This is a genomic window from Nostoc sp. 'Lobaria pulmonaria (5183) cyanobiont' (assembly GCF_002949795.1).
Classification (GTDB): Bacteria; Cyanobacteriota; Cyanobacteriia; order Cyanobacteriales; family Nostocaceae; genus Nostoc.
This window is the reverse complement of sequence record NZ_CP026692.1, coordinates 1263129-1288701: the sequence shown is the minus strand read 5'-3', so window position 1 is coordinate 1288701 and position 25573 is coordinate 1263129. Positions and strand designations below refer to the sequence as shown.

At 43.3% G+C, this 25573-nt stretch carries 17 protein-coding genes; 12 read left to right on the top strand and 5 right to left on the bottom strand.

Features of this window, described 5'->3' with window-relative positions; translation table 11 throughout:
* Positions 1-8: 8 nt before the first annotated feature.
* The 8 genes from NLP_RS05560 (at position 9) to NLP_RS05525 (ending at position 14567) form a co-directional block, all read left to right on the top strand.
* Positions 9-299 carry a hypothetical protein gene (locus tag NLP_RS05560; RefSeq protein ID WP_104905509.1) on the top strand — a complete coding sequence of 97 codons (291 nt, stop codon included), beginning with the start codon at positions 9-11 and terminating at the stop codon, positions 297-299.
* Between the two features lie 342 nt (positions 300-641).
* The gene (locus NLP_RS05555) at positions 642-809 is read left to right on the top strand and encodes a CopG family transcriptional regulator (RefSeq protein ID WP_094348841.1); all 168 of its coding nucleotides are present in this window, start codon (positions 642-644) and stop codon (positions 807-809) included.
* A 740-nt stretch (positions 810-1549) separates the two neighbouring features.
* Entirely contained in the window at positions 1550-3979 is a 2430-nt protein-coding gene (locus NLP_RS05550) for a two-partner secretion domain-containing protein (protein ID WP_442946659.1), read from the top strand.
* A gap of 69 nt (positions 3980-4048) precedes the next feature.
* Entirely contained in the window at positions 4049-6493 is a 2445-nt protein-coding gene (locus NLP_RS05545; protein ID WP_442946645.1) for a two-partner secretion domain-containing protein, read from the top strand.
* A gap of 74 nt (positions 6494-6567) precedes the next feature.
* Positions 6568-9129, top strand: a complete 2562-nt coding sequence (locus tag NLP_RS05540) for a CHAT domain-containing protein (protein WP_104905507.1) — start codon at positions 6568-6570, stop codon at positions 9127-9129.
* 193 nt (positions 9130-9322) lie between these two features.
* Positions 9323-10309, top strand: coding sequence for a DUF928 domain-containing protein (locus NLP_RS05535; RefSeq protein WP_104905506.1), 987 nt, complete (start codon positions 9323-9325; stop codon positions 10307-10309).
* Between the two features lie 146 nt (positions 10310-10455).
* On the top strand, positions 10456-13269 hold the full coding sequence (locus NLP_RS05530) for a CHASE2 domain-containing protein (protein WP_104905505.1): 2814 nt from the start codon (positions 10456-10458) through the stop codon (positions 13267-13269).
* Complete coding sequence (locus tag NLP_RS05525) at positions 13266-14567, top strand: hybrid sensor histidine kinase/response regulator (protein WP_104905504.1); 1302 nt, start codon at positions 13266-13268, stop codon at positions 14565-14567. Before NLP_RS05530 ends, NLP_RS05525 begins: the two co-directional genes overlap by 4 nt.
* 341 nt (positions 14568-14908) lie before the next feature.
* Here the strand turns inward: NLP_RS05525 and NLP_RS05520 are convergent, their stop codons facing one another.
* Positions 14909-16669: a Rieske (2Fe-2S) protein gene (locus NLP_RS05520; RefSeq protein ID WP_104905503.1), complete on the bottom strand. Its 1761-nt coding sequence runs from the start codon at positions 16667-16669 to the stop codon at positions 14909-14911.
* 1030 nt (positions 16670-17699) lie between these two features.
* On the opposite strand from NLP_RS05520, the gene NLP_RS05515 reads away from it, so the two are divergent.
* From NLP_RS05515 to NLP_RS35985, 3 genes are all read left to right on the top strand, one after another.
* The gene (locus NLP_RS05515) at positions 17700-18623 is read left to right on the top strand and encodes a LysR family transcriptional regulator (protein WP_158680300.1); all 924 of its coding nucleotides are present in this window, start codon (positions 17700-17702) and stop codon (positions 18621-18623) included.
* A 585-nt stretch (positions 18624-19208) separates the two neighbouring features.
* Positions 19209-20099, top strand: coding sequence for an SGNH/GDSL hydrolase family protein (locus tag NLP_RS05510; protein ID WP_104905501.1), 891 nt, complete (start codon positions 19209-19211; stop codon positions 20097-20099).
* A 91-nt stretch (positions 20100-20190) separates the two neighbouring features.
* Complete coding sequence (locus NLP_RS35985) at positions 20191-20346, top strand: ISAzo13-like element transposase-related protein (protein ID WP_158680299.1); 156 nt, start codon at positions 20191-20193, stop codon at positions 20344-20346.
* Between the two features lie 579 nt (positions 20347-20925).
* Here the strand turns inward: NLP_RS35985 and NLP_RS05500 are convergent.
* From NLP_RS05500 to NLP_RS05490, 3 genes are all read right to left on the bottom strand, one after another.
* Positions 20926-21180 (bottom strand): hypothetical protein, encoded by a 255-nt coding sequence (locus tag NLP_RS05500; RefSeq protein WP_104905499.1) that lies wholly within the window; start codon positions 21178-21180, stop codon positions 20926-20928.
* A 27-nt stretch (positions 21181-21207) separates the two neighbouring features.
* Entirely contained in the window at positions 21208-21615 is a 408-nt protein-coding gene (locus tag NLP_RS05495) for a hypothetical protein (protein ID WP_104905498.1), read from the bottom strand.
* Between the two features lie 125 nt (positions 21616-21740).
* Entirely contained in the window at positions 21741-23417 is a 1677-nt protein-coding gene (locus NLP_RS05490) for a mechanosensitive ion channel (protein ID WP_104905497.1), read from the bottom strand.
* A 294-nt stretch (positions 23418-23711) separates the two neighbouring features.
* On the opposite strand from NLP_RS05490, the gene NLP_RS05485 reads away from it, so the two are divergent.
* Positions 23712-24161 (top strand): SRPBCC family protein, encoded by a 450-nt coding sequence (locus NLP_RS05485; RefSeq protein ID WP_104905496.1) that lies wholly within the window; start codon positions 23712-23714, stop codon positions 24159-24161.
* Positions 24162-24249: 88 nt separating this feature from the next.
* Here the strand turns inward: NLP_RS05485 and NLP_RS05480 are convergent, their stop codons facing one another.
* Positions 24250-25074, bottom strand: coding sequence for a SirB1 family protein (locus NLP_RS05480; protein ID WP_104905495.1), 825 nt, complete (start codon positions 25072-25074; stop codon positions 24250-24252).
* Positions 25075-25573: the final 499 nt, after the last annotated feature.

The following is a 25573-nucleotide window of genomic DNA, read 5'->3' as shown; positions in this document are numbered from 1 at the left end:
CGTAGCAAATGGACTCAAACAAACTTTGCGCTCCTTTGCGCTATACTCTGTGTCCCTCTGCGTTTAAACTCAAACCCTCAATTGGTCATGAATTTACGAAACTGTGTACTAAGTTTGAAAAATATTGGGAAAATGAAATTCGCTACGACACAAACGTAGGCAAGTCCTTCTCACCAGGTAGTCTAAAAGAAAATCCTGGCTTGAAAACCTCTGGAGGTGGGTTTGATGTGTGTAGCCGCGAATTCTATTTGCTAGGGCTGCCAACTTTTTCTATATTATTATCCTCAACTGTTCTGTGAGAATACTTATTTTGTATTGATATATTTGATGTTATTTTTACATTATATTTATAATTACTGCCCAGAAAGTAGCCTAACTTTATAATCTAGAATAAACTTCACCTCTTCACTATTACTTTGAAAAATATCCTATAGGACTCCTGTCTGATTTCCGAACAAGATTTCAAATGAAACCCTGAGAAAACGGGCTTTTCAGTCTCAGTATATTTTCAAAAATCAAATCGGAGTCCTATATTTAACTTCATGATTACTTGAACTAAATGTCATTACTTATACCATTGTAAGAGCAGTTTAGATGATTGATATTAGAGAAGTAGTTTAAAAACATACCTTGTCTAGTACATGAATAAAAAATGGGCTGTTAAACGACTTACAATCAATCTCACATCAGGCGAGGCACAGAAGCTTGAACAATACTGTTCAACAACGGGGAGACCAGCAACTGATGTAATTCGGGAGTTAATTCGCTCTCTTTATCCTAAAGATGAAAAAGCCTCTGAAACCTCGTGAATCAGACTGCAAAAAAATCAAACAGGATAAGTACATCTTAATTTGTGGCTGAAATATGCTGCTTAACAGTTATCAGCTAACAGTGAATCCCCATAACTAAAGTTAGGGAATTTAAATAAGAATATTCTCTTACAAAGTTCAGAGCTGAGGAAATCTTCGCTCTGACTTTTGCTTTGAATATGCCGCAATCATCTTGATACACTTGCATAATTAAAAATATCAAATTAATTAAAGAAAAGGTAGAATTCAGAATCAAGATGCTCTTGCTATAGCAATCCTAAATGAGATTGTAAAAATTCTTATTATGGTCGTCCTTGGTCATTTGTCAAGAGTCATTTGTGATTCAAAGGACAAATGATTGCCAACAGAAAAATATTTCACATTTAGGACTGTTATAGCTTGCTTACCCGTAGCGTTAGCGAGTCTGCAAGCGTTTTGGAAACCACCAAACTTCAAGTTTTGTGGATGTATTTAACCTAATTATATTTTTTTGGGCACTAATTTATTTAATTACAAATAATGGTTAGAAAAATCTTGGTTATAAATCAGCTAAAGGTAAGCAAGTCCGTGGACAAACTGAGGGTTTTTGCTGGATTTATAACACTCAGCTTTGCGATCGCCTTGTTAAGGGTTCAAAATCATACCGTTTTGGGCAACCTAAAATACAAGGTATAAATAAAGGCTTGGCAATGACAACGACCTCCATTTGCTTGGGTCTGTGCAGTAGAATAGTGCCGTTGATGGTAATGTCACTTTGGTGCGGCTTTGCCAACGCCCAGGTAACTCCCGATGGCAGCTTGAATACTACTGTCTCCCAAAGCGGTAATAACTTCACCATTATTAACGGTAGTGCCGCCAACAGTAACTTATTTCATAGTTTCCAGCAGTTTTCGGTTCCCACTGGCGGTTCGGCTACTTTTGATTTAGCGAACACGCCCAACATTTCTAACATCTTCAGCCGTGTTACTGGCGGTAATATCTCTAACATTAATGGCTTGATTCAGACGATTAACGGCAAAAACCCCGTTAGTCTCTTCTTGATCAACCCTAGTGGGATAATTTTTGGAGCCAATGCTCAACTGAACATTGGGGGTTCGTTTATTGGTACAACTGCCAGCAGTATTAAATTTGCTGATGGTGCTGAGTTTAGTGTAATTAATTCTGAATCTGCCCCGTTGTTAAGTATCAATGTTCCTATTGGGTTGCAACTGGGTAACAATCCCGCACCCATCAACATTCAAGGCACAGGACACTCTTTGAAGAATGTCACTGGACTAGCTCTGGCTCCTCCGATTCAGATTCCCAGTTCTACAAAACTGCGGGTACAGCCGGGAAATACCCTAGCTCTAGTGGGTGGCGACTTACATCTAAATGGGGCAAACCTGGTCGCTGAAAAAGGGCGAGTTGAATTGGGTAGTTTAAGCGGTGCAGGATTGGTAAAGCTGATACCAACCGTACAGGGCTATACACTGGGATATGAGGATGTACAAAGCTTTGGCGATATTCAGCTGGCACAGCGATCGCTATTAGATATCAGCGGCGTGAATGCAGGTTCCGTTCAAATTCAGGGTAGGCAAATTCAATTCACCGATGGCTCTCTGGTACTGGCGCAAAATTTTGGTAATCTCCCCGGTGGTGACATTCGCCTTCAGGCTACAGAGTCCATCGATCTGATTGGCAGAACAGCTGATAGCACAATTCGGAGCGGAGTGCGTAGTGATGCTCTGGGTATCGGAGCTAGTGGTAATATCAGCGTGATTACTCCCAGACTGACCATCAATCGGGGAGCGGGGTTGAATAGCACAACTCTTGGAGCCGCTACCAGTGGCAATATTTACATCAATGCAACCGCCATTGAATTGTCAGGCTTTTTACCCACTAATCCTGCTGACGTGACCACAATTAACACTACTACACTCGGCACTGGAAATGCTGGTGATGTTTTCGTCAATGGTAATAGTCTACTAATATCAAGCGGAGCCTCACTATCTTCGGCTACCTTTAGCAGTGGTTCTAGCGGTAAAGTGATGATTCGCAACACCAACACTACGGTGATCGGAGAAAGTCCCTCTGCAATTTACAGCAACATTAGCTCAACTACATTTGCAACCGGAAGTGCGAAAACTTTGACCCTGGATACTGCCAAATTGCAAATTCTGGATGGGGGAGCAGTTGCCACCACCTCATTTTTTGCAGGTAATGGGGGAGATTTGAGCATCAACGCTACTGAATCGATCGTCATCAGTGGTCAAGGTCGGGCAACTAATAGTAGCATTAACGCTTCCACCATCCGACCCGATCCGTCGTTGCAAAAACGATTTGGTCTGCCAGATATATTAACAGCGAATGCCGGCACTGTGAGCATTACCACACCGAACCTAACACTGACGGATGGCGGGACAGTCAGTGTCACCAGTCAAGGCACTGGCAATGGTGGCAATCTTAATATCACAAGCGATCGCATCCAATTACAAAATCAAGGCTTAATCCAAGCACAGACAGAATCTGGTAATGGTGGCAACATCAGCTTACGAGTTGGTAAGTTGTTGCTGATGCGCGATCGCAGCAATATTACTGCCACAGCAGGCGGTAATGGTAATGGAGGTAACATCAATATTAATGCACCGATCATCGCTGGATTAGAAAACAGCAACATTATTGCTAATGCACTGCGAGGACGTGGGGGTAATATTCAAATCGCCACACAAGGGCTTTTCGGACTGAAGTTTCGTCCTCAACTGACACCAGAGAATGACATCACTGCTAGTTCCCAATTTGGGGTTAGCGGCACGGTTCAAGTCAATACCATCGGCGTCGAGCCAAATTCCGGTTTAGTCGAACTGCCAGCAAATGTTACCGATCCATCTCAGCAAATTGCCACAGGTTGTTCGGGTACTCAAGGCAGTCGCTTTGTGGCAACGGGACGGGGTGGTGTGCCGCAAAATCCCAATCAGCAAGTAACGAGCGACCGCACTTGGTCTGATATCCGCGACCTCAGAGCATACCGTAAAACTGGTAATGTCACTGCCCAAACGCCTACATCACCAGAGGTTATCCTCGAAGCTACTTCCTGGCATCGTAATGCTAATGGCCAAGTTGAATTAATTGCGGCTCCATCTCCTAGCTATGTGCAGCAACCATTAACCTGTGCTGCTTCAGCTAAGAGTTAACTACAAATAAAGTTAGCAACAATTCCATTTTGGGAAACCTAAGTAGACAGATCAAAATGGAGACGAGGTGTGAAAGTAATTTCTGCTAGGTTTGGTTTGATTGGTGGAATGTTGATATGTGGGATTTGGAGTAGTTGTGCAAATGCTCAAGTAATTTCCGATGGCACTCTCAACACCACAGTTTCCCAGAGCGGCAATAACTTCACGATTACCAACGGCAATCGTGTCGGCAACAACCTGTTTCACAGCTTCAGTCAATTCTCTATTCCTAGCAATGGTTCTGCATCTTTCAACAATGCCGCAGATGTGCAAAATATTTTTAGTCGTGTGACTGGGGGCAATGTTTCTAATATTGATGGTTTAATTACAGCCAACGGTAGCGCCAATCTATTTTTGCTTAATCCCAATGGGATTATTTTTGGAGGCAATGCCAAATTAAATATCGGTGGTTCGTTTATTAGCACGACAGCCAATAGCATCAAATTTGCTGATGGGACTGAATTTAGCGCCATTAATCCCCAAGCTAACGCATTATTAAGTATCAATGTTCCCATTGGACTGCAACTAGGTCATAATCCTTCAGCGATACAAGTCCAAGGTACAGGGCATTTAGATATCGAGAGCGATATTATTCCTACGATTCGCAATCCTAGCCCAACAAGATTGCAAGTACAGGCGGGAAAAACTTTGGCGTTGGTGGGTGGTAATCTGAATCTGAATGGCGCTACATTGACTGCCGAAACAGGGCATATAGAATTAGGTAGCCTGGGAGGTGCAGGATTAGTTAGTTTAGTGCCAACCACTCAGGGATATAAATTGGAGTATGGCAACGAGCAAAACTTTAGTGACATTCAACTAGCACAAAAATCACTATTAGATGTCAGTGGGGTAAATGCGGGTTCAGTTCAGCTTCAGGGACGAAATATTCGCTTGAGCGATGGTTCGTTAGTTTTAGCGCAGAATTATGGAAATCTTGCTGGTGGAGACATTCGTTTTCAAGCATCAGAAGCCATCGATATGATTGGCGGAACATCCGCAACCACAATTCGAGGTGGGATTCGCACTAACACCTTAAGCACCGGAACTGGTGGGAATATAAGTATCATTACTCCCCGGTTAACACTCCAACAGGGTTCAGGGATAGAGAACTCAACACACGGAGTAGCTGACAGTGGCAACATTCAGATTGAAGCGGCAGCAATAGAGATGTCCGGCTTCTCACCCCTGACGCCCATTGCAACAAACATTCTCACTGGCACATACGGTACTGGGTCAGCAGGTGATATCTCTATTAATGGGGATAGATTGGTAATATCTGGTGGAGCTTTATTGACTTCATATACATATGGCAGTGGCTCTAGTGGTAAAGTGACAATTCGCAATCAAAATACCACAGTTATGGGGAAAACCCCTTTTGAAATTTCTAGTAGCATTAGTATCAGTAGCTTTGCAACCGGAAATACAAAAGATTTGATACTAGATACTGGTAAGTTACAAATCTTAGATGGAGGAGCACTTGGTTCATTAGTATTTTATGCTGGGAATGGAGGAAATGTCAGTATTAATGCTAGAGAGGCGATCGCAATTAGTGGTGTCAGTCCTAACACTTACAGTAGCCTCGGTTCATCTGTCATCCGTTCAAGTCCACAACTACTTAAGTTATTTGGCTTACAGGATGTACTGACGGGAAATGCAGGTAGTGTTAGTATTACCACACCAAATTTGACACTCAATGATGGCGGTATTGTAAGCGTTACCAGCCAAGGTAGTGGAAATGCTGGCAATCTCAACATCACCGCAGATCGCATCCAATTAAAAAATCAAGGCTCAATCCAAGCACAGACAGAATCTGGTAATGGTGGCAACATCGACTTACAAGTGGGAAATTTGTTGCTAATACGCGATCGCAGCAATATTAGTGCTACAGCAGGCGGTAACGGTAATGGAGGTAATATCAATATCAATGCACCGATCATCGCCGGATTAGAAAACAGCGACATTATTGCTAATGCGGTGAAAGGTAGGGGGGGTAATATTCAAATCAGCACACAAGGGCTTTTCGGACTGAAGTTTCGTCCCCAACTGACACCAGAGAATGACATCACTGCTAGTTCCCAATTTGGGGTTAGCGGCACGGTTCAAGTCAATACCATCGGCGTCGATCCAAATTCCGGTTTAGTAGAACTGCCAGCAAGTGTTACCGATCCATCTCAGCAAATTGCCACAGGTTGTTCGGGTACTCAAGGCAGTCGCTTTGTGGCAACGGGACGGGGTGGTGTGCCGCAAAATCCCAATCAGCAAGTAACGAGCGACCGCACTTGGTCTGATATCCGTGACCTCAGAGCATACCGCAAAACTGGTAATGTCACTGCCCAAACGCCTACATCCCCAGAGGTTATCGTCGAAGCCACTTCCTGGCATCGGAACGCTAATGGCCAAGTTGAGTTAGTTGCAGCGCCATCTCCCGCAAATATACAGCCTCAATTAACTTGTGCTGTGGTTCCTAGAAATTAATTTGCTCCAGGAATTTAAACATAGTAGGCATTGCAATTACTTTACTAAACAAACTCTTAAACCATCAGTAACCTGTGACTTTCCAAATTAAAAAATGTCGTTGGCTATATATTAGTTTGAGTATTTTGAGCTTGTGTTTGGCAGTGACAATAACACCTGCAAAAGCATCTGTGCAAGTACCGACAACTTCTATCCTGAATGTGTCAACATCTACTCAACCTAACAATTGGCTGGAACAGGGACGGAACCTCTACCGTTCAGGAAACTTTACAGAAGCAGTGACGATTTGGCAAACGGCAGCACAACAGTACCACACCCAAGGCGATCGCCTGAACGAAGCTCTAAGTTTAAGTTATCTGTCACTGACACAACAGGAACTTAATCAATGGCAAGCAGCCCAACAGTCTATTGAGCAAAGTCTGAAACTATTGCAAACCTCTATTCCCTCTGCCGATCCAATTCTTTGGGCACAAGCACTTAATACCCAAGCAAATTTGCAATTGCACACTGGCAAAGCCGAAACCGCACTTGCAAGTTGGCAACAAGCTCAAAAATTTTATGAGCAAGCAGGCGACAAAATGGGAAGCCTGGGTAGTCAAATCAATCAGGCACAAGCTTTACAAACTTTGGGATTTTACCGCCGTTCTAAACAACAGTTAGAGGTACTGACTGAAAAACTCCAAGGGATGCCGGATAATGAAATCAAAGTTAGTGGACTGCGATCGCTTGGTTTAGCTGTGCAAATAACTGGTGACTCTAGTAAAAGTCAACAGATTTTAGAGCAAAGTTTAGCGATCGCTCGTAAAATTTCAGCCCAACCCCAATTAAGTTCTATTCTTCTCAACCTAGGCCAAACTGCCGTTGACTTGCAAGATCCGGAAGCCGCATTAGATTACTTTGAACAGGCTCAACTTTTAACAACTAACCCAAGCGATCGGTTACAAGCGCGTTTAGCTCAGTTCAAACTTTTCCTCAATTACGACAAACTAGAGTTTGTTAACCCACTCGCACCTCAACTACTCCAAGAACTCCGAGAACTGCCCCCCAGTCACACCTCACTCTACGCGGCGATCAATTTTGTTGCCACCCTCAACCGCCAGTCAAATTCTGACCCAATCCTACCGCTAAAAGATTTGGCGCAACTGATGGCAATCACAGTCAAATCTGCACAGCAAATCCAGGATACTCAAGCCGAAGCTTATGCACTACATCAGTGGGGAAAACTCTATCATCGTACACAGCAGTTATCACAAGCACAGGAGTTAACTCAGAAATCCCTCAACATTGCCCGCCAACTCCAAGCTAACGATATCATTGCTCAATCTGCTCGGCAGGTGGGACAGTTGTATAAACAACAAGGCGATCGCTCAAAAGCAATTACCGCCTATACAGAAGCAGTCAATGCCTTAAAGGCACTGCGGGGAGATTTGGTGGCTATTAACCCTGATGTCCAGTTCTCTTTTCGCAGCAGTGTGGAGCCGGTCTACCGGGAACTGGTTGATTTACTTCTAGAGGATCAACCGAGTCAAGCAGAACTAATAGAAGCTCGTGAATTGATTGAGGCACTGCAAATTGCGGAACTCGATAACTTTTTTCGGGAAGCCTGTTTAGATAGAACTCAACAGATCGATCGGGTTGATCCCACTGCAACCGTCATTTATCCGATTATCCTGAGCGATCGTTTAACAGTAATTATCTCCAAAGCAGGGCAACCACTCCGTTCCTATGTTACTCACAAATCTCAAGCTGAAATTGAGCAGACTCTAGACAATTTTTTGGTTGCTCTTAACCCTGTCTCAGATTCCCAAGACCGGGATCGATTGTCCCAACAGATTTATGATTGGTTAATTCGCCCAGAGGAAGCAGAGCAAGCATTCATTGATACCAAGACATTGGTGTTTGTTTTGGATGGTCGATTGCGGAACATTCCCATAGCAGCTCTTTTTGACGGGAAGCAATATCTGATTGAGAAATATGCTGTGGCGCTCTCACCAGGATTGCAACTGATGGCGACGCGATCGCTTCATCAAAACCACATCAGTGCGATCGTGGGTGGCATTAGCCAATCTCGCGCTGGCTTTAGTGCTTTACCCGCCGTGGAATCAGAAGTGAAACAAATCTCCAAGGCGGTGTCGTCCTCTGTGTTGCTGAACCAGGAATTTACCAGTCAGGCCCTTGCTAAACAGGTGAAATCCAGTAGTGCAGGTATTGTCCACCTAGCAACCCACGGACAGTTTAGTTCCCGCCTCGAAGATACCTTCTTGCTCACTTGGGATGGAGAAGTCAATGTTAAAGAGTTATCTGAACTCCTGAAAAATCGGGGTAGCGATCCATCAAAAGCCATCGAACTGCTGGTACTTAGTGCCTGTGATACAGCAGCAGGAGACGATCGCGCCGTCCTGGGACTAGCAGGCTTGGCTGTCAAATCCGGCGCTCGCTCAACTATCGCCACCCTATGGCCCGTCAAAGATCGGGCAGCTGCGATGCTCATGACTCGCTTCTATGACCAACTGCGACAACCCAAAATCACTAAAGCCGAAGCACTAAGACAAGCACAAATTAGCCTAATTCGCCAAACTGATTTCCACGATCCGTTCTTTTGGTCTGGCTTTGTTTTGATCGGCAACTGGATTTAGCTAAGTAATACAACGGAGTTTATTACAAATAATTTAGGCTATTTTTTACAGTGTTTTAGCTCAGGCTCGCCTATACTGCTAGTAGAAGTTCTCTGACTTTACTATTACTTAGACTTATTCTCTGAGCTTCTGACCACAGTCAAAAAAACGTATTTTGTTTGTATCACATTTCAATGAGATAAGGAAAAACATCATGAAACGTCGATATTTAGCTAGTACATTGAGCGTCATCGCTCTGATCGCTAGCAGTGCATGGACAAGTGCTCATGCTGTTACATTTACCCCACCCGCCAACAGTGGCTCTCCCAGACAAGCAACTGGAGGAGCTTCTCGCGGTAGTATGTTTACACCTACTGTCGGGAAAGGTGCGCCCAGACAGGCAACTGGAGGAGCTTCTCGCGGTAGTATGTTTACCCCTGCTGTCGGGAAAGGTGCGCCCAGACAGGCAACTGGAGGAGCTTCTCGCGGCAACCTCTTTACACCTGCTGTCGGCAAAGGTACGCCCAGACAGGCAACTGGAGGAGCTTCTCGCGGCAACCTCTTTACACCTGCTGTCGGCAAAGGCGCTCCCCAACAAGCAAGTGCGGGTGCTTCTCGCGTTGGTACTTACTACTTGAATCCAGCAACTACAAGTACAACACAACCAGCAGCGCTAATCGCCCTCTTGCCCCAAAACTTCTATGGCACAACACTGTCTGAACGTCCCACAATATTGGTGTATCTGCCAGTTTCCAATGCTCAAGAAGCCGTGTTCAGCCTCAAAGATGAAGCTGGCAATATGCAATATCAGATGAACATTTCAGTTGCAGAGAGAACTGGGGTAATCGCGATCAAATTACCAGCGAATGCACCCGCTTTAGCTGTTGGTAAAAATTATCAATGGTTCTTAGCACTCAAAGTAGATGGGCAACTCAGTCCAAGTACGCCTTACGTCGATGGTTGGGTTCAGCGTATTCAGCCCAGCGCTGAGTTGGCAACAGCAATCCAAGAGCAAGATGCTCTGAAGCGGGCTACTGCTTTGGGTAAAAACGGTGTTTGGTATGACTGTGTGGCAACACTTGCAGCGGTATACACCGCTCAACCCAACAATGCAACTCTCCGCAAACAATGGGAAGAACTTCTATCCTCAGTCAGTTTGAAGGAGATTGTAACAGCGAACTTATTAGCATCTACTAACTAATTGCAGTTTGGGAATTCGGCATTGGGCATTAGGTTAAGAGTAATTATTCTTTTTGTCCCTCTCTTGTTTCTTCTATCCAGTCCCCATTACCCCTTATTTTCAGAGGGGACGCCGAGTTCCCCAATCCCCATTTATATAGTACAAATATGTGGCGCAAATTCCAGGCTTTTGTCCAACGCACTCGCAGCGTTTTGATTATTACTCCTAGCGTTGCCTTGACGGTTATGGTTGGGCAATCGTTGGGACTTTTCAATTTACCGGAATGGGAAATTCGCGACGAATGGGTTCGTCAGCGATCGCCTGTGGCGATCGCTGATGAGATTGTGATTGTTACAATCGATGAGCGCGATATCCAATCGGTACGTAAATGGCCAGTTCCAGACTGGGCGCTAGCACGATTACTAGAAAAAATCCGAGCGCAGCAGCCTAGAGCCATTGGCTTGGATCTCTATCGAGATTTACCGGAAGGAAGCGGACACGAGCAACTTGTTCAAGTTTTTCGCAACACTCCCAATTTGATCGGAGTTGAGAAAATTACTGGCGAACGCGTCAATCCCCCGCCGGAATTGAAAAAACAGGATCGGGTAGGATTAGCAGATTTAGTGTTAGATGGCGATCGCTTTGTACGTCGCGCCCTCTTGACAGCTGAAGATGCCAAAGAGAAAAATACCATTAAAGCCGGACTAGCAACCCTTGTAGCTCTAAAGTACCTCGAAGCTGAAAAAATTAGCTTAGAAAGCATTGACCCTCAACAGCAAAAGTTTCAGTTGGGTAAGGAAATTTACTTACCACTGCAAAATCAAGAAGCAGGTTACACCGATGCCGATTTAGGAGGTTATCAAATTCTGCTCAATTGGCATGGAACAGATGCCGCATTTCGGACAGTTGCGATGCGCGATGTGTTAGCAGGGAAAATTCCAGCAGATTTGATGCGCGATCGCATGGTATTTATTGGGTCAATTGCCTCCAGTACCAATGATTTCTTCAGCACACCCTTCTCTTCTTGGATATCTGCTCAAAAACCGACTCCAGGTGTGGTTGTTCATGCGAATATTGCTCATCAACTAGTACGAGGAGCAAAAACAGGAAAAGCCAGTCTGCACGGGTTTTCTGGCATTTCTTTATCACTCTGGATTATTTTGTGGTCTGTCATTGGTTCTACAGGTAGTTGGTTATTATCCACTAGTAGCAAGCTGCGGGTTCCCGGCGGCAAAATTCTTTGGGCAACTGTAGCCATCAGTGGAGCCTGTATATTATGTGGCTATGGGATGTTTTTGTATGGTGTTTTGATTCCGGTAACACCCACCTTAGCGGCGTTTATCGGTAGTGTGATTGCAACAACTAATGCCTATAAACAGCGCAAGTTAGAAGAAACAAATCGCCAACTAGAAATTGCCAACAGTCAACTATTGGATTATTCCAAAACCCTAGAGACGAAAGTCGAAGAACGAACTCATGAATTAGTCGAGGCAAAACAAGCTGCCGATGCTGCCAATCAGGCCAAGAGTGAGTTTCTCGCCAATATGAGCCACGAACTACGCACACCTCTAAATGGCATCCTTGGTTTTGCCCAGCTACTAAAAGGATCGCCAAACATCACAGCTAAAAACCTCGAAGGAGTCAGCATTATCTACCAATGCGGTTCGCATCTTTTGATGCTGATCGATGACATTCTCGATCTCTCGAAGATAGAAGCGAGGAAATTGGATTTGGTTGTCACTAGCGTCCATCTGCCCAGTTTCTTACATGGTGTAACTGAGATTTGTGGTATCCGGGCTGAACAGAAAGGGATTGGATTTAATATCTTAATTAGCGATCGCCTACCACTTGCCATTCAAGTCGATGAAAAACGGCTGCGGCAAGTGTTAATTAACTTACTGGGCAACGCGATCAAATTTACAAATAGCGGTAGCGTAACGTTCAAAGTGGAAGTCATTAGTCATTTGTCATTAGTCATTGGTCAAGAGTCTAAACAAATGACTCATGACAATGGACAAATGACACATCAAAATATTCGTTTTCAGATTGAAGATACGGGTATTGGGATGTTACCAGAGCAACTTGAGAAAATCTTTTTGCCGTTTGAGCAAGTGGGTGAAGCAGGGCAACGATCTGAAGGTACTGGCTTGGGATTGGCAATTAGCCAAAGAATTGCAGCATTGATGGGGAGCCAAATTCAGGTGCAGAGTCACCTGGGCGAAGGAAGTCTGTTTTGGCTGGATTTGACAGTATCAGTACCACTCGCTCATGACTGGCGTAAAGAAGCGATGTCTACGACTCCTTACACTCCAACTCCCCAGAAAATTACCGGGATTCAGGGTAGTGCGCCTCAAATTCTAATCGTCGATGACGATCGCAACCACTGTTCTATGTTGACCAATCTACTGCAAGAAATTGGCTGTCGAACCTTAGAAGCAACCGATGGCAAACATGGGCTACAGGTGGCAATTGAACACAATCCAGATGTGATTCTGCTCGATTTAGCCATGCCCAATATGGATGGTTTTGAGTTAATGGTTCACCTGCAAGCGAATCCACAAACCTGTTCTATTCCGATTATCGTCTCTAGTGCCAGCGTCTTTGAGTCAAATCGTCAGCGGAGTTTAGAGGCAGGGGCAACAGCATTCCTACCCAAACCTCTCCAGATTGAGGAACTACTCAATAGACTGCGATCGCTGTTGGGAGTGGAATGGATATATGCCGAATCTTCGCCTCCCAAAGGTGAGCAGATCGGTGCTAGTGAATGGGTACTACCATCCCAAGATGTTTTGCAACAACTCTATCATTTGGCAATGATGGGAGATATCTCGGCGATTGAGGGAATGTTAAAAGAACTAATTGAGCAAAACAGTCAACTAGCTCCTTTTGCAACAGAGTTAAGCAAACTCACTGCCAATTTCCAAACTGGAAAAATCCGTAAGTTACTCAAATCATTTGTCACAACGGAGTTACATCCATGATCGCTGTTCCTCTCTCGAAACCCATACATATTTTGTTAGTGGATGACAATCCAAACAATCTCAAGGTCTTATCTGAAGCGATTCAGAGGTGTGGCTGGAAAGCCCTGATGGCAACAGATGGAGAGTCAGCGATCGAACAAACAGCTTATGCTCATCCCGATCTGATTCTCTTAGATGTAATGATGACAGGTATTGATGGATTTGAAACTTGTCGCAGACTGAAAAACAATCCGATCACTCAGAATATTCCAGTAATTTTCATGACTGCCCTATCCGATTCTACAGACAAGGTGGCCGGACTGGAAATAGGTGCAGTTGACTATATTACCAAACCTTTCCAACAAGAAGAAGTCATTGCCCGTTTAAAGTTACACCTAAAAATTTCCCATCTCACCCGCACATTAGAAGAACGTGTGCAAGAACGCACCGCAGAGTTAACTCAATCTCTACAGCAGTTACAGCAAACCCAACTACAGATGATCCAGAGTGAGAAAATGTCCACTTTAGGGCAGTTGGTTGCAGGTATTGGTCATGAGATTAATAATCCGGTTGGTTTCGTTAGCGGAAATTTATCTTATATAGAGGAATATGTAAATAATCTGCTTCGCCTAGTGAACCTGCAACAGCAGAAGCTACCGCAGCCAGACCAGGAAATTCAAGAGCTTGTTGAAGAAATTGACTTGGAGTATCTGGCAGAGGATCTACCGAAACTACTGGCATCAATGCACCAGGGAATTACCCGTCTTAAAGAGATCAGTCTCTCTCTGAGAACTTTTACTCGCGCAGATATTTCATCTCAGGTAGAGTTTCAGATTCACGAAGGAATTGATAGCACCTTAATGCTGTTGAAACATCGACTCAAAGGCAATGGCGATCGCACTAAAATCCAGGTTGTCACACAATACGGTGAGTTACCTCCAATCAGTTGCTATCCCGGACAACTGAACCAGGTGTTCATGAATATCATCGCCAATGCCATTGATGCATTTGATGAACTCCATCAAAACAATTCCAATCGAGAGATTGCTGCTTGCTTGAACATCATCACCATTACCACATCGGTCGATCCCCAACAACAAACCGTCACAATTTGCATCCAAGATAACGGCCCCGGTATGCTTACCGAGGTGCAATCTCGAATTTTTGAGCAATCTTTCACAACCAAGCCCGTAGGTAAGGGAACCGGGCTGGGATTAGCGATTAGCTACCAAATTATTGTTGACAAACACAACGGACAAGTCAACTGCTTGTCAGTACCTGGTGAGGGGACAAAATTTATTATTACTTTGCCCATGTAAATGAATATACATTGCTTTTATCAGAAATTCTGCAACTCTACATAACTACACTCGATTTAGCCCATAACCTGAGTAAAACCAAATTCACTTCTCTTTAAATTTTCTTTACGAATCAACTCTAAAGGTTGCACCTGATTTTATTGATTATTTGAAGTTTACAACAAATCAATTATCCAATCTTGTTAGATGGACTGAAAAGCCTGCATTTGGCTACGGGCAGGCGAGATACCCACCCTAATTATGCAATTTCAATTTGGAATAGCTGAATTCAGAGCGCAGAACCATCAAACGCAGTTTTGTAAGCATCAGCAGTTTCTATGCCAAAACCTCCAGCTTCGAAATTATGATTCTTCAAACAGGCGATCGCCTTTATGCAAGCGATCAGCAATTTGATAGGTTTGCTCTTGCGATCGCATTGTGGGCGCGTGTGCTGCTAAATAACGAGCAGCAGCAACTAGTACATGAATACCAGCAGTTTCACTTAAGAGTGAGTATTGTCTAAAAGCTGCTTCCATTTCCTGAATCACATGAAACTCCCGATTTTCGCGCAGCATCAACTTACCCAACATTGCCATCAGTCGCTCAACAGAGCCGCCATTGTACAAATAATCAGCCACTAACTGACCTGTCTGATTTACTTGTTGTTGGCGATTTAATAAATCTGGTAGTTGGTTGAGCAATTCTTCTGGATTTTGAGCAGAGTCTTTTGGTTCTGGGAGTCTTGCTGGTGGGACATTCAAAAAACGATTCAGATATACACTCATAGCAGCATCAAACACACCTCGTAGTAATTCAAGCGTTGGCACTCGTCGTAATCCTTGATGCACTGCATTGGCAAAAGTGAACGGATGGTGCGCTGAATTCCAGTCGCTAAAGTCGTTGTTAGTGTGGAAACGAGCTACCCGAAGTGCTGCTGTGTAAGTAACTACACCTGCCAATTGTTCTTCAGTACAACCAGCTTTTAGAGCAGTCAGAAGAGAATTGATAATTTTCTGTGGATCTTCCCCTAACAAAATCGGCACTAATTCCTCCTCACCTGACCAAGTTCCTTGTCGAGGTCGTCCTACTGCCAAAACCATAGGTAACTGCTCAAAGGCAGATTTCAGAATTCCTACTAAATCCACAGGGTAGCACCAAGAATTGGATTCTTCCATGCGAGAAGCAGTTGCTAAACCAGAAACTAGACTCGCCAAAACTGACTCTGCCCCTTGCCAATCAACGGCATCCAGGGCTTCCAGTGCCTTGTTAATGAAGTCGAGTACATGACCGCTATCGATGTAACAGTGGTCTGTGGCAGATGTGAACAGCATGTCTGCGATCTGCTGAGAATTAGCTCCTGCCCGAATTGCAGATATCAGACATCTCTCTGCTGCTTCACTATCACGCACCTCAATAAACTGGCAAAACCAGCTTTTGAGGGTACTAACGTCAACGATAGAATTGGGCAATGGATGAACTACAAAATGAGGCGGCGCTCCAGCGCTATCACTAGCGACTGCTGAAAGTCCTTGGAAAAGGGCGCGGGGTTTGTCTTCTGCATCTAGATAAGGCAGCAAATTCATCATGCAAGTATGGATGGTTAAGCCTGTACTCCAGCCTGCTTTGTTATAACGTGTGCCAAATTCCAGTCCCACCTGAAATGGTTCGGTAAAATCTGCCCCCATGTCTAGTAATGCGATCGCTGATTTGGCAATAACTAACGAAATATTCTGTTCTAAACCATCCTGAAGACGTTGGCTGTGGTGGGCATAGAGGTTAACTGGGGGATCTAAATTTACCCAAACTTCCCCATCGCGGATTTCTACACCAAAACAGGGAACATCATCTGCCCAAGAGTCAAATGTTCCGCCACTAGCGAGATCGAAACGCGCATAGTGCCAAGGGCAAGTCACAATGCCATTTTTGCAAGTACTTCCGTGGAGGGGAAAGCCCATATGAGGACAACGGTTATCAATTGCATAGACTTTATTGTGTGAGTAAAACAGAGCAATGCTATGTTTTTCGCTGCGAACCAACAAACTACCTGCTGCTTGAACATCTGCAAATTTAGCAACACGGATGTATTTGCCTCTATGGATTGGGGTTGTAAATTTTTGAATCATTTCAGTTTTCCACAAAAGTAATATAAAAACTCCTACTCGCACTCTGGCGAACTTTCTAACGGTTTGAGCAACGATGCAATTGTAATTTTTGTTAACTGGTAGGGCATTTACGAGAAAGGTGATTGGTGACGACAATTTAACAAGGCACAACACCACTGCATCAAGACAATTGGCAAAATCGTTAATTACGACTAGAACCAGTGCGAATTCTATAAGCCACAGTGCATTAAGGGAGCAACGCAATTTTGTGAGATCGGGTTTGAATTCTCAGTCACATAGCCAGATTCTCAATAAAAACAGCTATCTCGCTGCGATGCCTGCGGCGCTCACTGACTTGTACTGAGCGCAGTCGAAGTAGCTTTGCCGTACCATTTCGTGGAAGCAAGCTACGTGTAGCGTCTCGTAGAGAAGTGCGGGCGTAGCTGGGGCACTATTAAACAGGTGGTTTATACCCCTAATTTTTAGCACCTCACAAAATCGCGTTGCTCATGTGCATTAACTACAAGCACATAATCAAGGCTTGAGGCGATCATTGAATGAAATAGTCATCTCTTTTCGGCAAAGTTTAGATTTCCCAGCCTCCTAGTTCGGCATTTCGAGTTCTGAGCATCAAGTTCCAAGATAAAAGCTCGGCGTTTCGAGTTCTGAGCTTGAACCATGAGGCTCAAAGGTGGAATGATGAACTTGAAAAGGCGATGTCTACGACGGGCTATTCGGCGTCGCACCATTTCCCCCAATCCCCAGATGAGCCACTGAGTCCTCCACTCCTGAGAGGACAAGAGTTTTAGCCTCCTTCACTTTGATTTACATAGGTTGTTTTTCTTGTGCTGACTTACTTAATAAATAAAAAAATAGGAGAAGCATGAAAAGTTTTATCCTCTTTCACAGCCCGTGATTTTCAGTCAAGGGTTGCTTAGTGATTTAGATCCAAATTATTGACAAACTTTTATCCTATACCTTGTTTTTAATAAACATACTGATAGTAAGTAATTTATGATTATTTGTCAAATTCATAGAATAAATAATGTCTATGCATGAAATAAATTTGCTGGAATTGGATCTTAATCTTTTACTGGTGTTATATGCCTTGCTGCAAGAGCGTAACGTCACGAATGCTGGAGAAAAAATTGGTTTGAGTCAATCAGCCACCAGTCACGCACTTGGGCGATTACGCCAAGTGTTCAACGATCCATTACTTGTGCGGTCTAAGAAAGGCATGGTTCTTACACCACGAGCTCTTGAGCTACTCGAACCACTAGAGAAAATTTTGTTAAATATTGAGCAGTTAATTCAACCAACCGGTTTTGAACCTAAAACAGCACAAGGTACAATCCAGCTAGCTGCATCAGATTACGCAACCGTTTTGATTCTTCCGAAGGTTTTGAAGCAAATTTCTCAACAGGCTCCCCAACTGAATTTGGAATGCCATCATTGGCGTTCTGATACATTAGATTTACTGAGAAATGGAGTTATCAATCTAGGCTTAGGAGTTCCTAATCTACCAAAAACTTCGGAGTTTAGATCCCAAAAGTTATTTGTAGAGGATTATGTATCTGTAGTTCGGGCTGACCATCCCATTACTCAAACGGATCTTACAATTGAATCTTATGTTGCTTGGCCACATGCCTTCATTACGCCTATAAACGCAATACCGGGTTCGACTAAAACCCGTGTGGATACTCTGTTGGAAGGCTTAGGTGTGAAGCGTCGAGTGATGTTGAAGTTACCACATTTTCTCTCGGCTCCTCTGATAGTCGCTCAGACTGATCTCATTGTTACGTTGCCTAGTCGAATTGCAATGCTCTTTGCTGAATATACAAAGCTTGCTATCCTGAAGCCACCGATTGAACTTGATAAGTACAATTTTCTACAGATTTGGCATGAGCGTTGCGATCGCGATCCGCTACACATTTGGCTACGCGAGCTAATAGCGTCCCAAACTCAGCACCTCTGAAACAAAGAGAAAAAGTGTCGTTTCAGGCACTTAAAAATTTCTAAGCGTACAAAAAACCTGAACGGGCACGGTGAGGAAAAAATGAATACCGTAAATTGCCTCAAGAGAGATTTGTGTGTACACGGTGGCTTTTTAAGGGGGTCGCCACAGCCGGGAGGATTTTATCCGAACCGTTTGCGATCGCATTAATATTCTAGTTTCATATTCAATACGGTTGGGTTAAGCATTTCTTTCTTCTCTCGGTGTCGCGCTAGTACGCCACGGCGTAAATAAAGCAACCATTTAAAATCCCTAAAAAGCCCATTCCATTATACTTTTGACTTTTGACTTTTGACTTTTGACTTCCGCCTTGCGGTACTAGTTGCTACAACTCTTAAGCAGCGCGGTCTTCTCACATTGGGAGAGGCTAATTCATTTGAAAACTGCATTAAAACAATTAGTAAAATCCACACCTGAAAGTATCCGGTTTTGCTCACTAGCCCTCAAGCTAGCTTGTTAAGTTAAAGAAGTGTTCAATTGCAAGCTCAATATTTACTCACAATAATCATCAATAACTATAGTCTTTAGGGTTTGCAGAAAATTTTCATGCAAAGAAAAAAGTGGCTTTTAAGAACAGGACTTGCTCTCTTAATTTTTATTATGGTTGTAGCGGCAAAATTTATGGATAAAACTCATCCCATCACAGAACTGTATGTATTTGGGGATAGTCTTTCGGATACAGGGATGGTATTCCGGGCGACAGGAGGAATGTACCCGCCTAACCCAACTTACTTTCAAGGGCGTTACTCGAATGGTCGGGTTTGGATTGAGTATCTTGCCGAATCCCTCCATCTATCCTCCAAGCAAACTAATAATTTTGCTTATGGAGGATCGACTACTGGCAGTGTTGGCAACAGCTATGTACCTAGCTTGCTAAATCAAGTGCAGTCGTTTACGCAAACACATCAAAAGACGAATTCAGATGCTTTGTATGTGCTGTGGGCAGGAGCAAATGATTATCTGCAAGGAGTAAGCAGTGCAACTATTCCTGTTAAAAATGTGACAACGGCAATCAATTCTCTAACTGATGTGGGTGCTAAAAAGATTTTGGTAGCAAATTTACCAGATTTAGGACAGTTACCTGCCACTAGAAACAGTGCGAATTCTGTGAATCTTAGTGCATTAACACAAGCACATAATCAAGGCTTGAGGCGATCGCTCAAGGTACTTAGTCAACAGCATTCTGATCTGGAGATTGTGCAATTAGATGCTAACACGCTGTATCGAGATGCAATTGCAAATCCGGCAGCTTTTAACTTTACCAATGTCACCAGTCCATGTCTGTCTGGCTCTAGCATCTGTAGTAACCCAGACCAGTTTTTGTTCTGGGATGGCATTCATCCGACGGCTGCGGCTCATCGGATCATCGGGGAAACTGCTTTTTCAACAATTAAAAAGGCAGGGATGATTAATCCGGGTTTAATAATGGTTCCATGAAAGGGGAAGGGTAAGGAATTAAAGCTTTTTCCCTTCCCCTTCTTCGTTAATATTGCTTTTTGCAGAATAAAATTCTTTATGGGCTAAAAGCATGACCTGGAAAGGATTACATCCAATCGTTACTTTTAGCAAAACTGTTTACCAAAAAGGGATTTCTTTAACTAAGAAAGATATGAAGCCAGTCGAGTCTAGATTGCAACGAAATCCACTTTTGCCCAAATGGGACATCTTGATTCAACCACTTTAATTGGTAATTTCTTTTTCGGAAATCACCTTACTTTCAAAAACTGTACTATCCGACTAGAACCATCCTACTAAATCAGTTGTGACATTGCACAGCAGACGGTGGCATCAGTTAGTCCAACACCATTGCGGAACCAACGGGAGCGATGGCGGCAATAAAAATATTCGCTCGGTAAAGTCTATTTAATCCAAGCCATAAAGTTGCAAATATACTAGCAGCAATGGTCATACCAAGTACTAAAAAACAGTTTCATGATTTGAGGTTTAGCGATTTAATAAAAGATGCCCCATTCGTTTTTAGCTCTTCAGATGATGGGGTTATTATTACAGCCTCAACAGCATAATTATTGTTTATACAAAGCAGACTTCTCTGATATAATATTTTATTATTGATATTTAATCCTTTTTTCTTAATTACTTCTTGCAAGTAAGTACTGGGCTTGCCCATTAAAGTAAAGTCTTGACAGTTATATCCACTTTGATTAACGGAAGCTTGAGATACTTGTTTACCATCAATAAAATTTGTTTTATTAGCAGTTTTAATTAGAATCTGTAAAACTTTTGGAACTCTCTGTGGAGTTATTTATTTAGGAAAAGTTGAATGGGTCACTAAATATATAGATTCCCTCTTAAGAGTTGTCCAATTCCGGTTATTAATCCCTTTTCCTGGAGAACTAACTTCTTCTAAAATATTCCCTGGCATTAAAATCCTAAAATTTCCTTCTTTGGATGTTAAAAGTTTTTCTTGGGATGATGCAGGTGTGCAAGCTGATAAAACAAATATCCCGAAATAATTAATTATCCAAAAACGTTTAATAATTTTGATAAGTAAATCCATAAATTGTTATTCTACAATAATTTTTATTTAGAACCTAAAGCTATTCCTCAACTCATGCACACGTTGCCACTCATGTTGTGTAATCTTGTAATTTATAGCGTTTAGCTGACGAATTACAGCAAATGTCTTTAACACAGGGTCTTGTCTTAAGTTTTCCCAAAATAGTGGTTTTTCTAACACAAAAGCTGTCAAATCAAATCTTGACCCAAGATTTCCCACCAACACGGCTTTCGGTAATTTTGGGAAAATCGATTGTTCCTGCGATGGACTACGCCCCGCCTTCTTGCGATGTCTACAACGGGCTGCACCTATGCGTCCTTGCTTTATCCCAGCTTTCTTGTAACTAAAAAAGGTTACTCGGAAAATACGATTAAATTGAGCTTCAAAACTCGGAATTTGAGCTTTAAAATTTAAAACGTCAAATTCTCTACTCAAACTCCGAGTTTCTGAGCTTCTAACTTTCAACCTCTTAAACAAAATTGCTGATAGATTTTCTGCACTATTGATTCTGTGGCTGCACTTTTTCAGATTTACAGATGAAATTGCGCCTTCATCAATTTTTAGTTTCTACCTTTGAAAGAGTTTAGCCATTCTTGAACTTGCTCTCGTGCAATATCGCGCCCTCCAAGACCAAAAGCTAGGGCAATAGCAACTGCGATCGCACCTAGTAAAAGTCCAAAGGCTAAATTCACAATATCACTGGCAACTCCAATCTGTTGCAGTGCCATTGCCGAGACTAAGCCAATGATGGCAATCCGCGCCACTTGTCCCAAAATCTGGGCTTGGCGATCGCCGGAACTGGTAATGATATTAAAAGCTAGATTTGCCAGGAATAAGCCAATGGCAAATATTATCAATCCTGCCAAAATCCGCCCGAATACGATCACAATCCCAGACACTAATGCCGTCAGGGCTGGAATATTCAGGATATTCACCGCCGCCACCGTTGCAAACAGCATGATCCCCACTAAGGCAATAATGCCTGCAATTTCCGATGGTGTGCGGCTTGGAATCGGGGGAGTTGTTGGTTCTGTAGAAATTACGACTCGTCTGCTGGGTGTTGTCAGACCCAGTATGCTGAAAATGTTATTAAAGCCTAAATTGGTGAGAATACTTGTAACCAGATCCGCCACAAACCGCCCGACGAAATAGGCAACAATCAAAATTGCCACGGCTGTAAAGATTGCAGGGAGGGCGTTGAGAACCTGTTGCAGCATTGCGATTGCAGGCACAGATATCGCATCAATTCGCAAGGCATTCAGCGCTGCGATCGCTACAGGAATCAAAATCAAAACATAGACAATTGTGCCGATAATACTCGATAGAGGTTGCACCCCCGCAGCCGAAGATAATCCCAATCGACTACCTAAATGGTCGATACCAGTTGTCGCCAGCAAGTTTGTTACAATCCGCCGCACCACATTAGCTATGAACCAGCCAACTACAGCAATTAATATTGCCGCTAAAATGTTTGGCAGAATTAGCAGAACTTCTGTAATTAAAGCTTGTACTGGTTGTAGAGCCTGCTGTAGTCCGAGAGTATCCAAAATTGGAGCGAGAAACAGTAAAAATATAAACCAATACAGAGCGTTGCCAATCGTCTGACTCAGAGACAGCTGATTGAGGCTGGGTGTCCTGTCTTCTGGTTCTGGATTCAAACGCTCATCCAGGTTAAATGCCTGTAATGAGCGCACAGTGATAATCCTCACAATGGTCGCCAAAAACCAGGCTGCTACCAAAATGATTCCTGCACCAACCAACTTTGGCAAAAAGCCAATAAGTTGATTGAGAAAATTATTCAGAGGTCGAGAGGCTATCTCCAGATCCAATGTCTGTAAAACAGCTACCGCAGTTAACAGGATAATGCTCCAAAAAACTAAGCTGGAGATTAATTTCTCCACTTGGGGAACATCTTGACGACCCGTTATCCCAGCGGCAATGCGGTTATCTATATTTGTGCGCTTGAGGATTCCTTGCGTCAGTGCCGCTGCGATCGCTGCAATGAGCCAACCTACTAGTAAGATTGCTACCGCCCCTAAAAGACGAGGCGTAAACAGAATCAACTGTTGAACAATACCTTGCACATCAGCAATTCCTTGATTCACTGCTGGTTGTATTGGTTGCAGGCTGGGCGATGATTGTGCCAAAAATTGCTGCACCCTTGTGGATAAACCAACTCCGTAGGCGTAGCCCGTCGTAGACATCACCTGGGTTATTTCTTGCCAAGTTGTGTTCATAGTTTTCGGGAATTATGCTTAAGTATTCGCCGCAAACACTGAGTCAGTGTTTTGCCTATCAATTTACCAGTAAAAACATACATATTATTGATTGATATCAAGACTAATTTTTGGCTTTGTTACTCATATTGGATTTAATCTACTGATATGGGGCATCCCTTCGGCTTCGCTCAGGGCATGGGGGACAAGAGGCAGAGGGGCAGAGGGAAAAAACTTACTGCAACTTCTCCTCTGCTCCCCACTTCCCAAAATTTTGCGTTACTCTAATTGCAGCAACAGCACCAAAGATGTGGAATGTCCCAAGTTTTGTCACAATCGATTCAAATTAATGCTACAGCTAGGGTGGTGGAGCGCTGTATTAGCGATTTAGCTCTTATGCACCGCTGGCTCAACCCCGTCCTGCGTTGCGAACCTGTGGGCGAAGCTTGGAGTACCGATGTCGGCAGTGAAAGTCGTTTTATCATTCAAATTCCTCTACTCAAACCCACATTGAATAGCGTAGTTGTAGAACGACAACCGGGTTTGGTAGTCTGGGAATTTCAGGGGTTTTTTCAAGGGCGCGATCGCTGGGAATGTCAACCCACAGAAAAGGGAACGCTTCTACTGAACCGCTTTGAGTACGATATCCCTAACCCCTTAATTAGTTGGGGTTTTAACACTTTTGCTGCGTCTTGGACAAAAGAAGATATGCAAGCCCAACTGCGCCGCCTCAAACGAGTTGCAGAAGAACAAAATAATTCGTAATTCGTAATTCGTAATTGGCCAAACAGGGCATTAGGGCAGAGGGGAAAGACTTACTGCAACTTCCTTCCCTTCCCCATCTCCCTACTCCCTACCCATCTTTACCCAATTCGGTAAGTAGCCGCCGAATCACAGATGCATCCTCAGCATCGGGAACTTTTGCTAAATAATTTTGTAAGTCGTCTACGGCTTGGGGGTAGTAACCGAGTTGATAATAAATCAGACCGCGATCGCGTAATTCTAAAGTTAAACCAGGAAACAGCAACAAAATTCGTTCAACTGCTGCCAGCGTTTTTTCTAACTCTTGCTGTTTGAGGTAAATAAATTTTAAATTTGTCAACATCCGGGCCAAAAATTGCCGATTACTAACTACAGCTAAAAATTCTGGTTGTAGCGTTACAGGTTGCTGATAAAGTTGAGACAGTCGGTCTTCGCAATCTTGGGTAAATATTATTTCACCGCCATTGAAAGCATCCACAAAAATCTCTATATCGGGAATATCTGGGCGGATCAAGAAATGCCCTGGCATCCCCACACCCACCATCGGGAAATCAATCCGTCTGGCAACCTCTAGGTAAACAAGTGCCAAGGTAATAGGAATCCCCAATCGGCGATCGATTACATCATTGAAAAAGCTGTTGCGCGGGTCGTAATAGTCAATTTTGTTACCAGAAAATTTTAAATCATCGTAGAGATACTGATTAATACTTTGAACTATTCGCAAAGGATATCGTGAGTCAGGCAGGCGTTCTTGAAGCTCCCACGCCATTGTATCAAGGGTATTGAGGTATTCCTCTGGGTCTAGGTTGGGATATTCTTCTAGTGCAATATACAAAGCTGCCTTTGCTAGGTCAATGTGCTCGTCAGACTGCTGAATCTCTTGGTAAAAATATTGTCGTGCTGACGAGAAATTCATAAGCTATTGCTCGGTGAAAGTGTGAGGATGAAGCCTAGATTAGCAAAAACCGCAGCCATCGCCGCTTGGCTAAAAGCAGTTTTTTGTATCTATCTTTATCTTATGAATATTCAGAAGATTTGAAAATGGAGTTTGCACATAGGTTTCATGACATCAATCTATTCAGGGTATGAAAATAGGTTAGTGTAGCTTTTTGATATTGACTAAAGTACACATTTATAGTATGTGATTGTGCTAAATCTGCTTTGAGCAATGTAAAGATGTATGGTATTAAACTACAAATTAGTCATTACAGCAGTTCCCGCTATTGTGAGGTACGTGTTTAGTGCTGAAAGGGTAAAAAAGAGGGAGTGTCGAGGGAGAAAGACTGTACTTCATAACACCAGGAAGCGCTGTATTCTGACTGGAATAGGAGGAGATAATGCGTTTGGATATGACAATCTTTCTTTTACTCCTGCAAGTAAGTCAGTTACCGAATCTTGATCTGTGCTAGGTTTAC

What these genes read in the sequence shown, in the direction of transcription:
- NLP_RS05550 (WP_442946659.1), top strand. Translation starts at nt 1,550, where the DNA reads ATGGTAATGTCACTTTGGTGCGGCTTTGCCAACGCCCAGGTAACTCCC.
- NLP_RS05490 (WP_104905497.1), bottom strand. Translation starts at nt 23,417, where the DNA reads ATGAACACAACTTGGCAAGAAATAACCCAGGTGATGTCTACGACGGGC.
- NLP_RS05520 (WP_104905503.1), bottom strand. Translation starts at nt 16,669, where the DNA reads ATGATTCAAAAATTTACAACCCCAATCCATAGAGGCAAATACATCCGT.
- NLP_RS05515 (WP_158680300.1), top strand. Translation starts at nt 17,700, where the DNA reads ATGCATGAAATAAATTTGCTGGAATTGGATCTTAATCTTTTACTGGTG.
- NLP_RS05485 (WP_104905496.1), top strand. Translation starts at nt 23,712, where the DNA reads ATGTCCCAAGTTTTGTCACAATCGATTCAAATTAATGCTACAGCTAGG.
- NLP_RS05480 (WP_104905495.1), bottom strand. Translation starts at nt 25,074, where the DNA reads ATGAATTTCTCGTCAGCACGACAATATTTTTACCAAGAGATTCAGCAG.
- NLP_RS05560 (WP_104905509.1), top strand. Translation starts at nt 9, where the DNA reads ATGGACTCAAACAAACTTTGCGCTCCTTTGCGCTATACTCTGTGTCCC.
- NLP_RS05525 (WP_104905504.1), top strand. Translation starts at nt 13,266, where the DNA reads ATGATCGCTGTTCCTCTCTCGAAACCCATACATATTTTGTTAGTGGAT.
- NLP_RS05510 (WP_104905501.1), top strand. Translation starts at nt 19,209, where the DNA reads ATGCAAAGAAAAAAGTGGCTTTTAAGAACAGGACTTGCTCTCTTAATT.
- NLP_RS05555 (WP_094348841.1), top strand. Translation starts at nt 642, where the DNA reads ATGAATAAAAAATGGGCTGTTAAACGACTTACAATCAATCTCACATCA.
- NLP_RS05530 (WP_104905505.1), top strand. Translation starts at nt 10,456, where the DNA reads ATGTGGCGCAAATTCCAGGCTTTTGTCCAACGCACTCGCAGCGTTTTG.
- NLP_RS35985 (WP_158680299.1), top strand. Translation starts at nt 20,191, where the DNA reads ATGACCTGGAAAGGATTACATCCAATCGTTACTTTTAGCAAAACTGTT.
- NLP_RS05535 (WP_104905506.1), top strand. Translation starts at nt 9,323, where the DNA reads ATGAAACGTCGATATTTAGCTAGTACATTGAGCGTCATCGCTCTGATC.
- NLP_RS05500 (WP_104905499.1), bottom strand. Translation starts at nt 21,180, where the DNA reads ATGGATTTACTTATCAAAATTATTAAACGTTTTTGGATAATTAATTAT.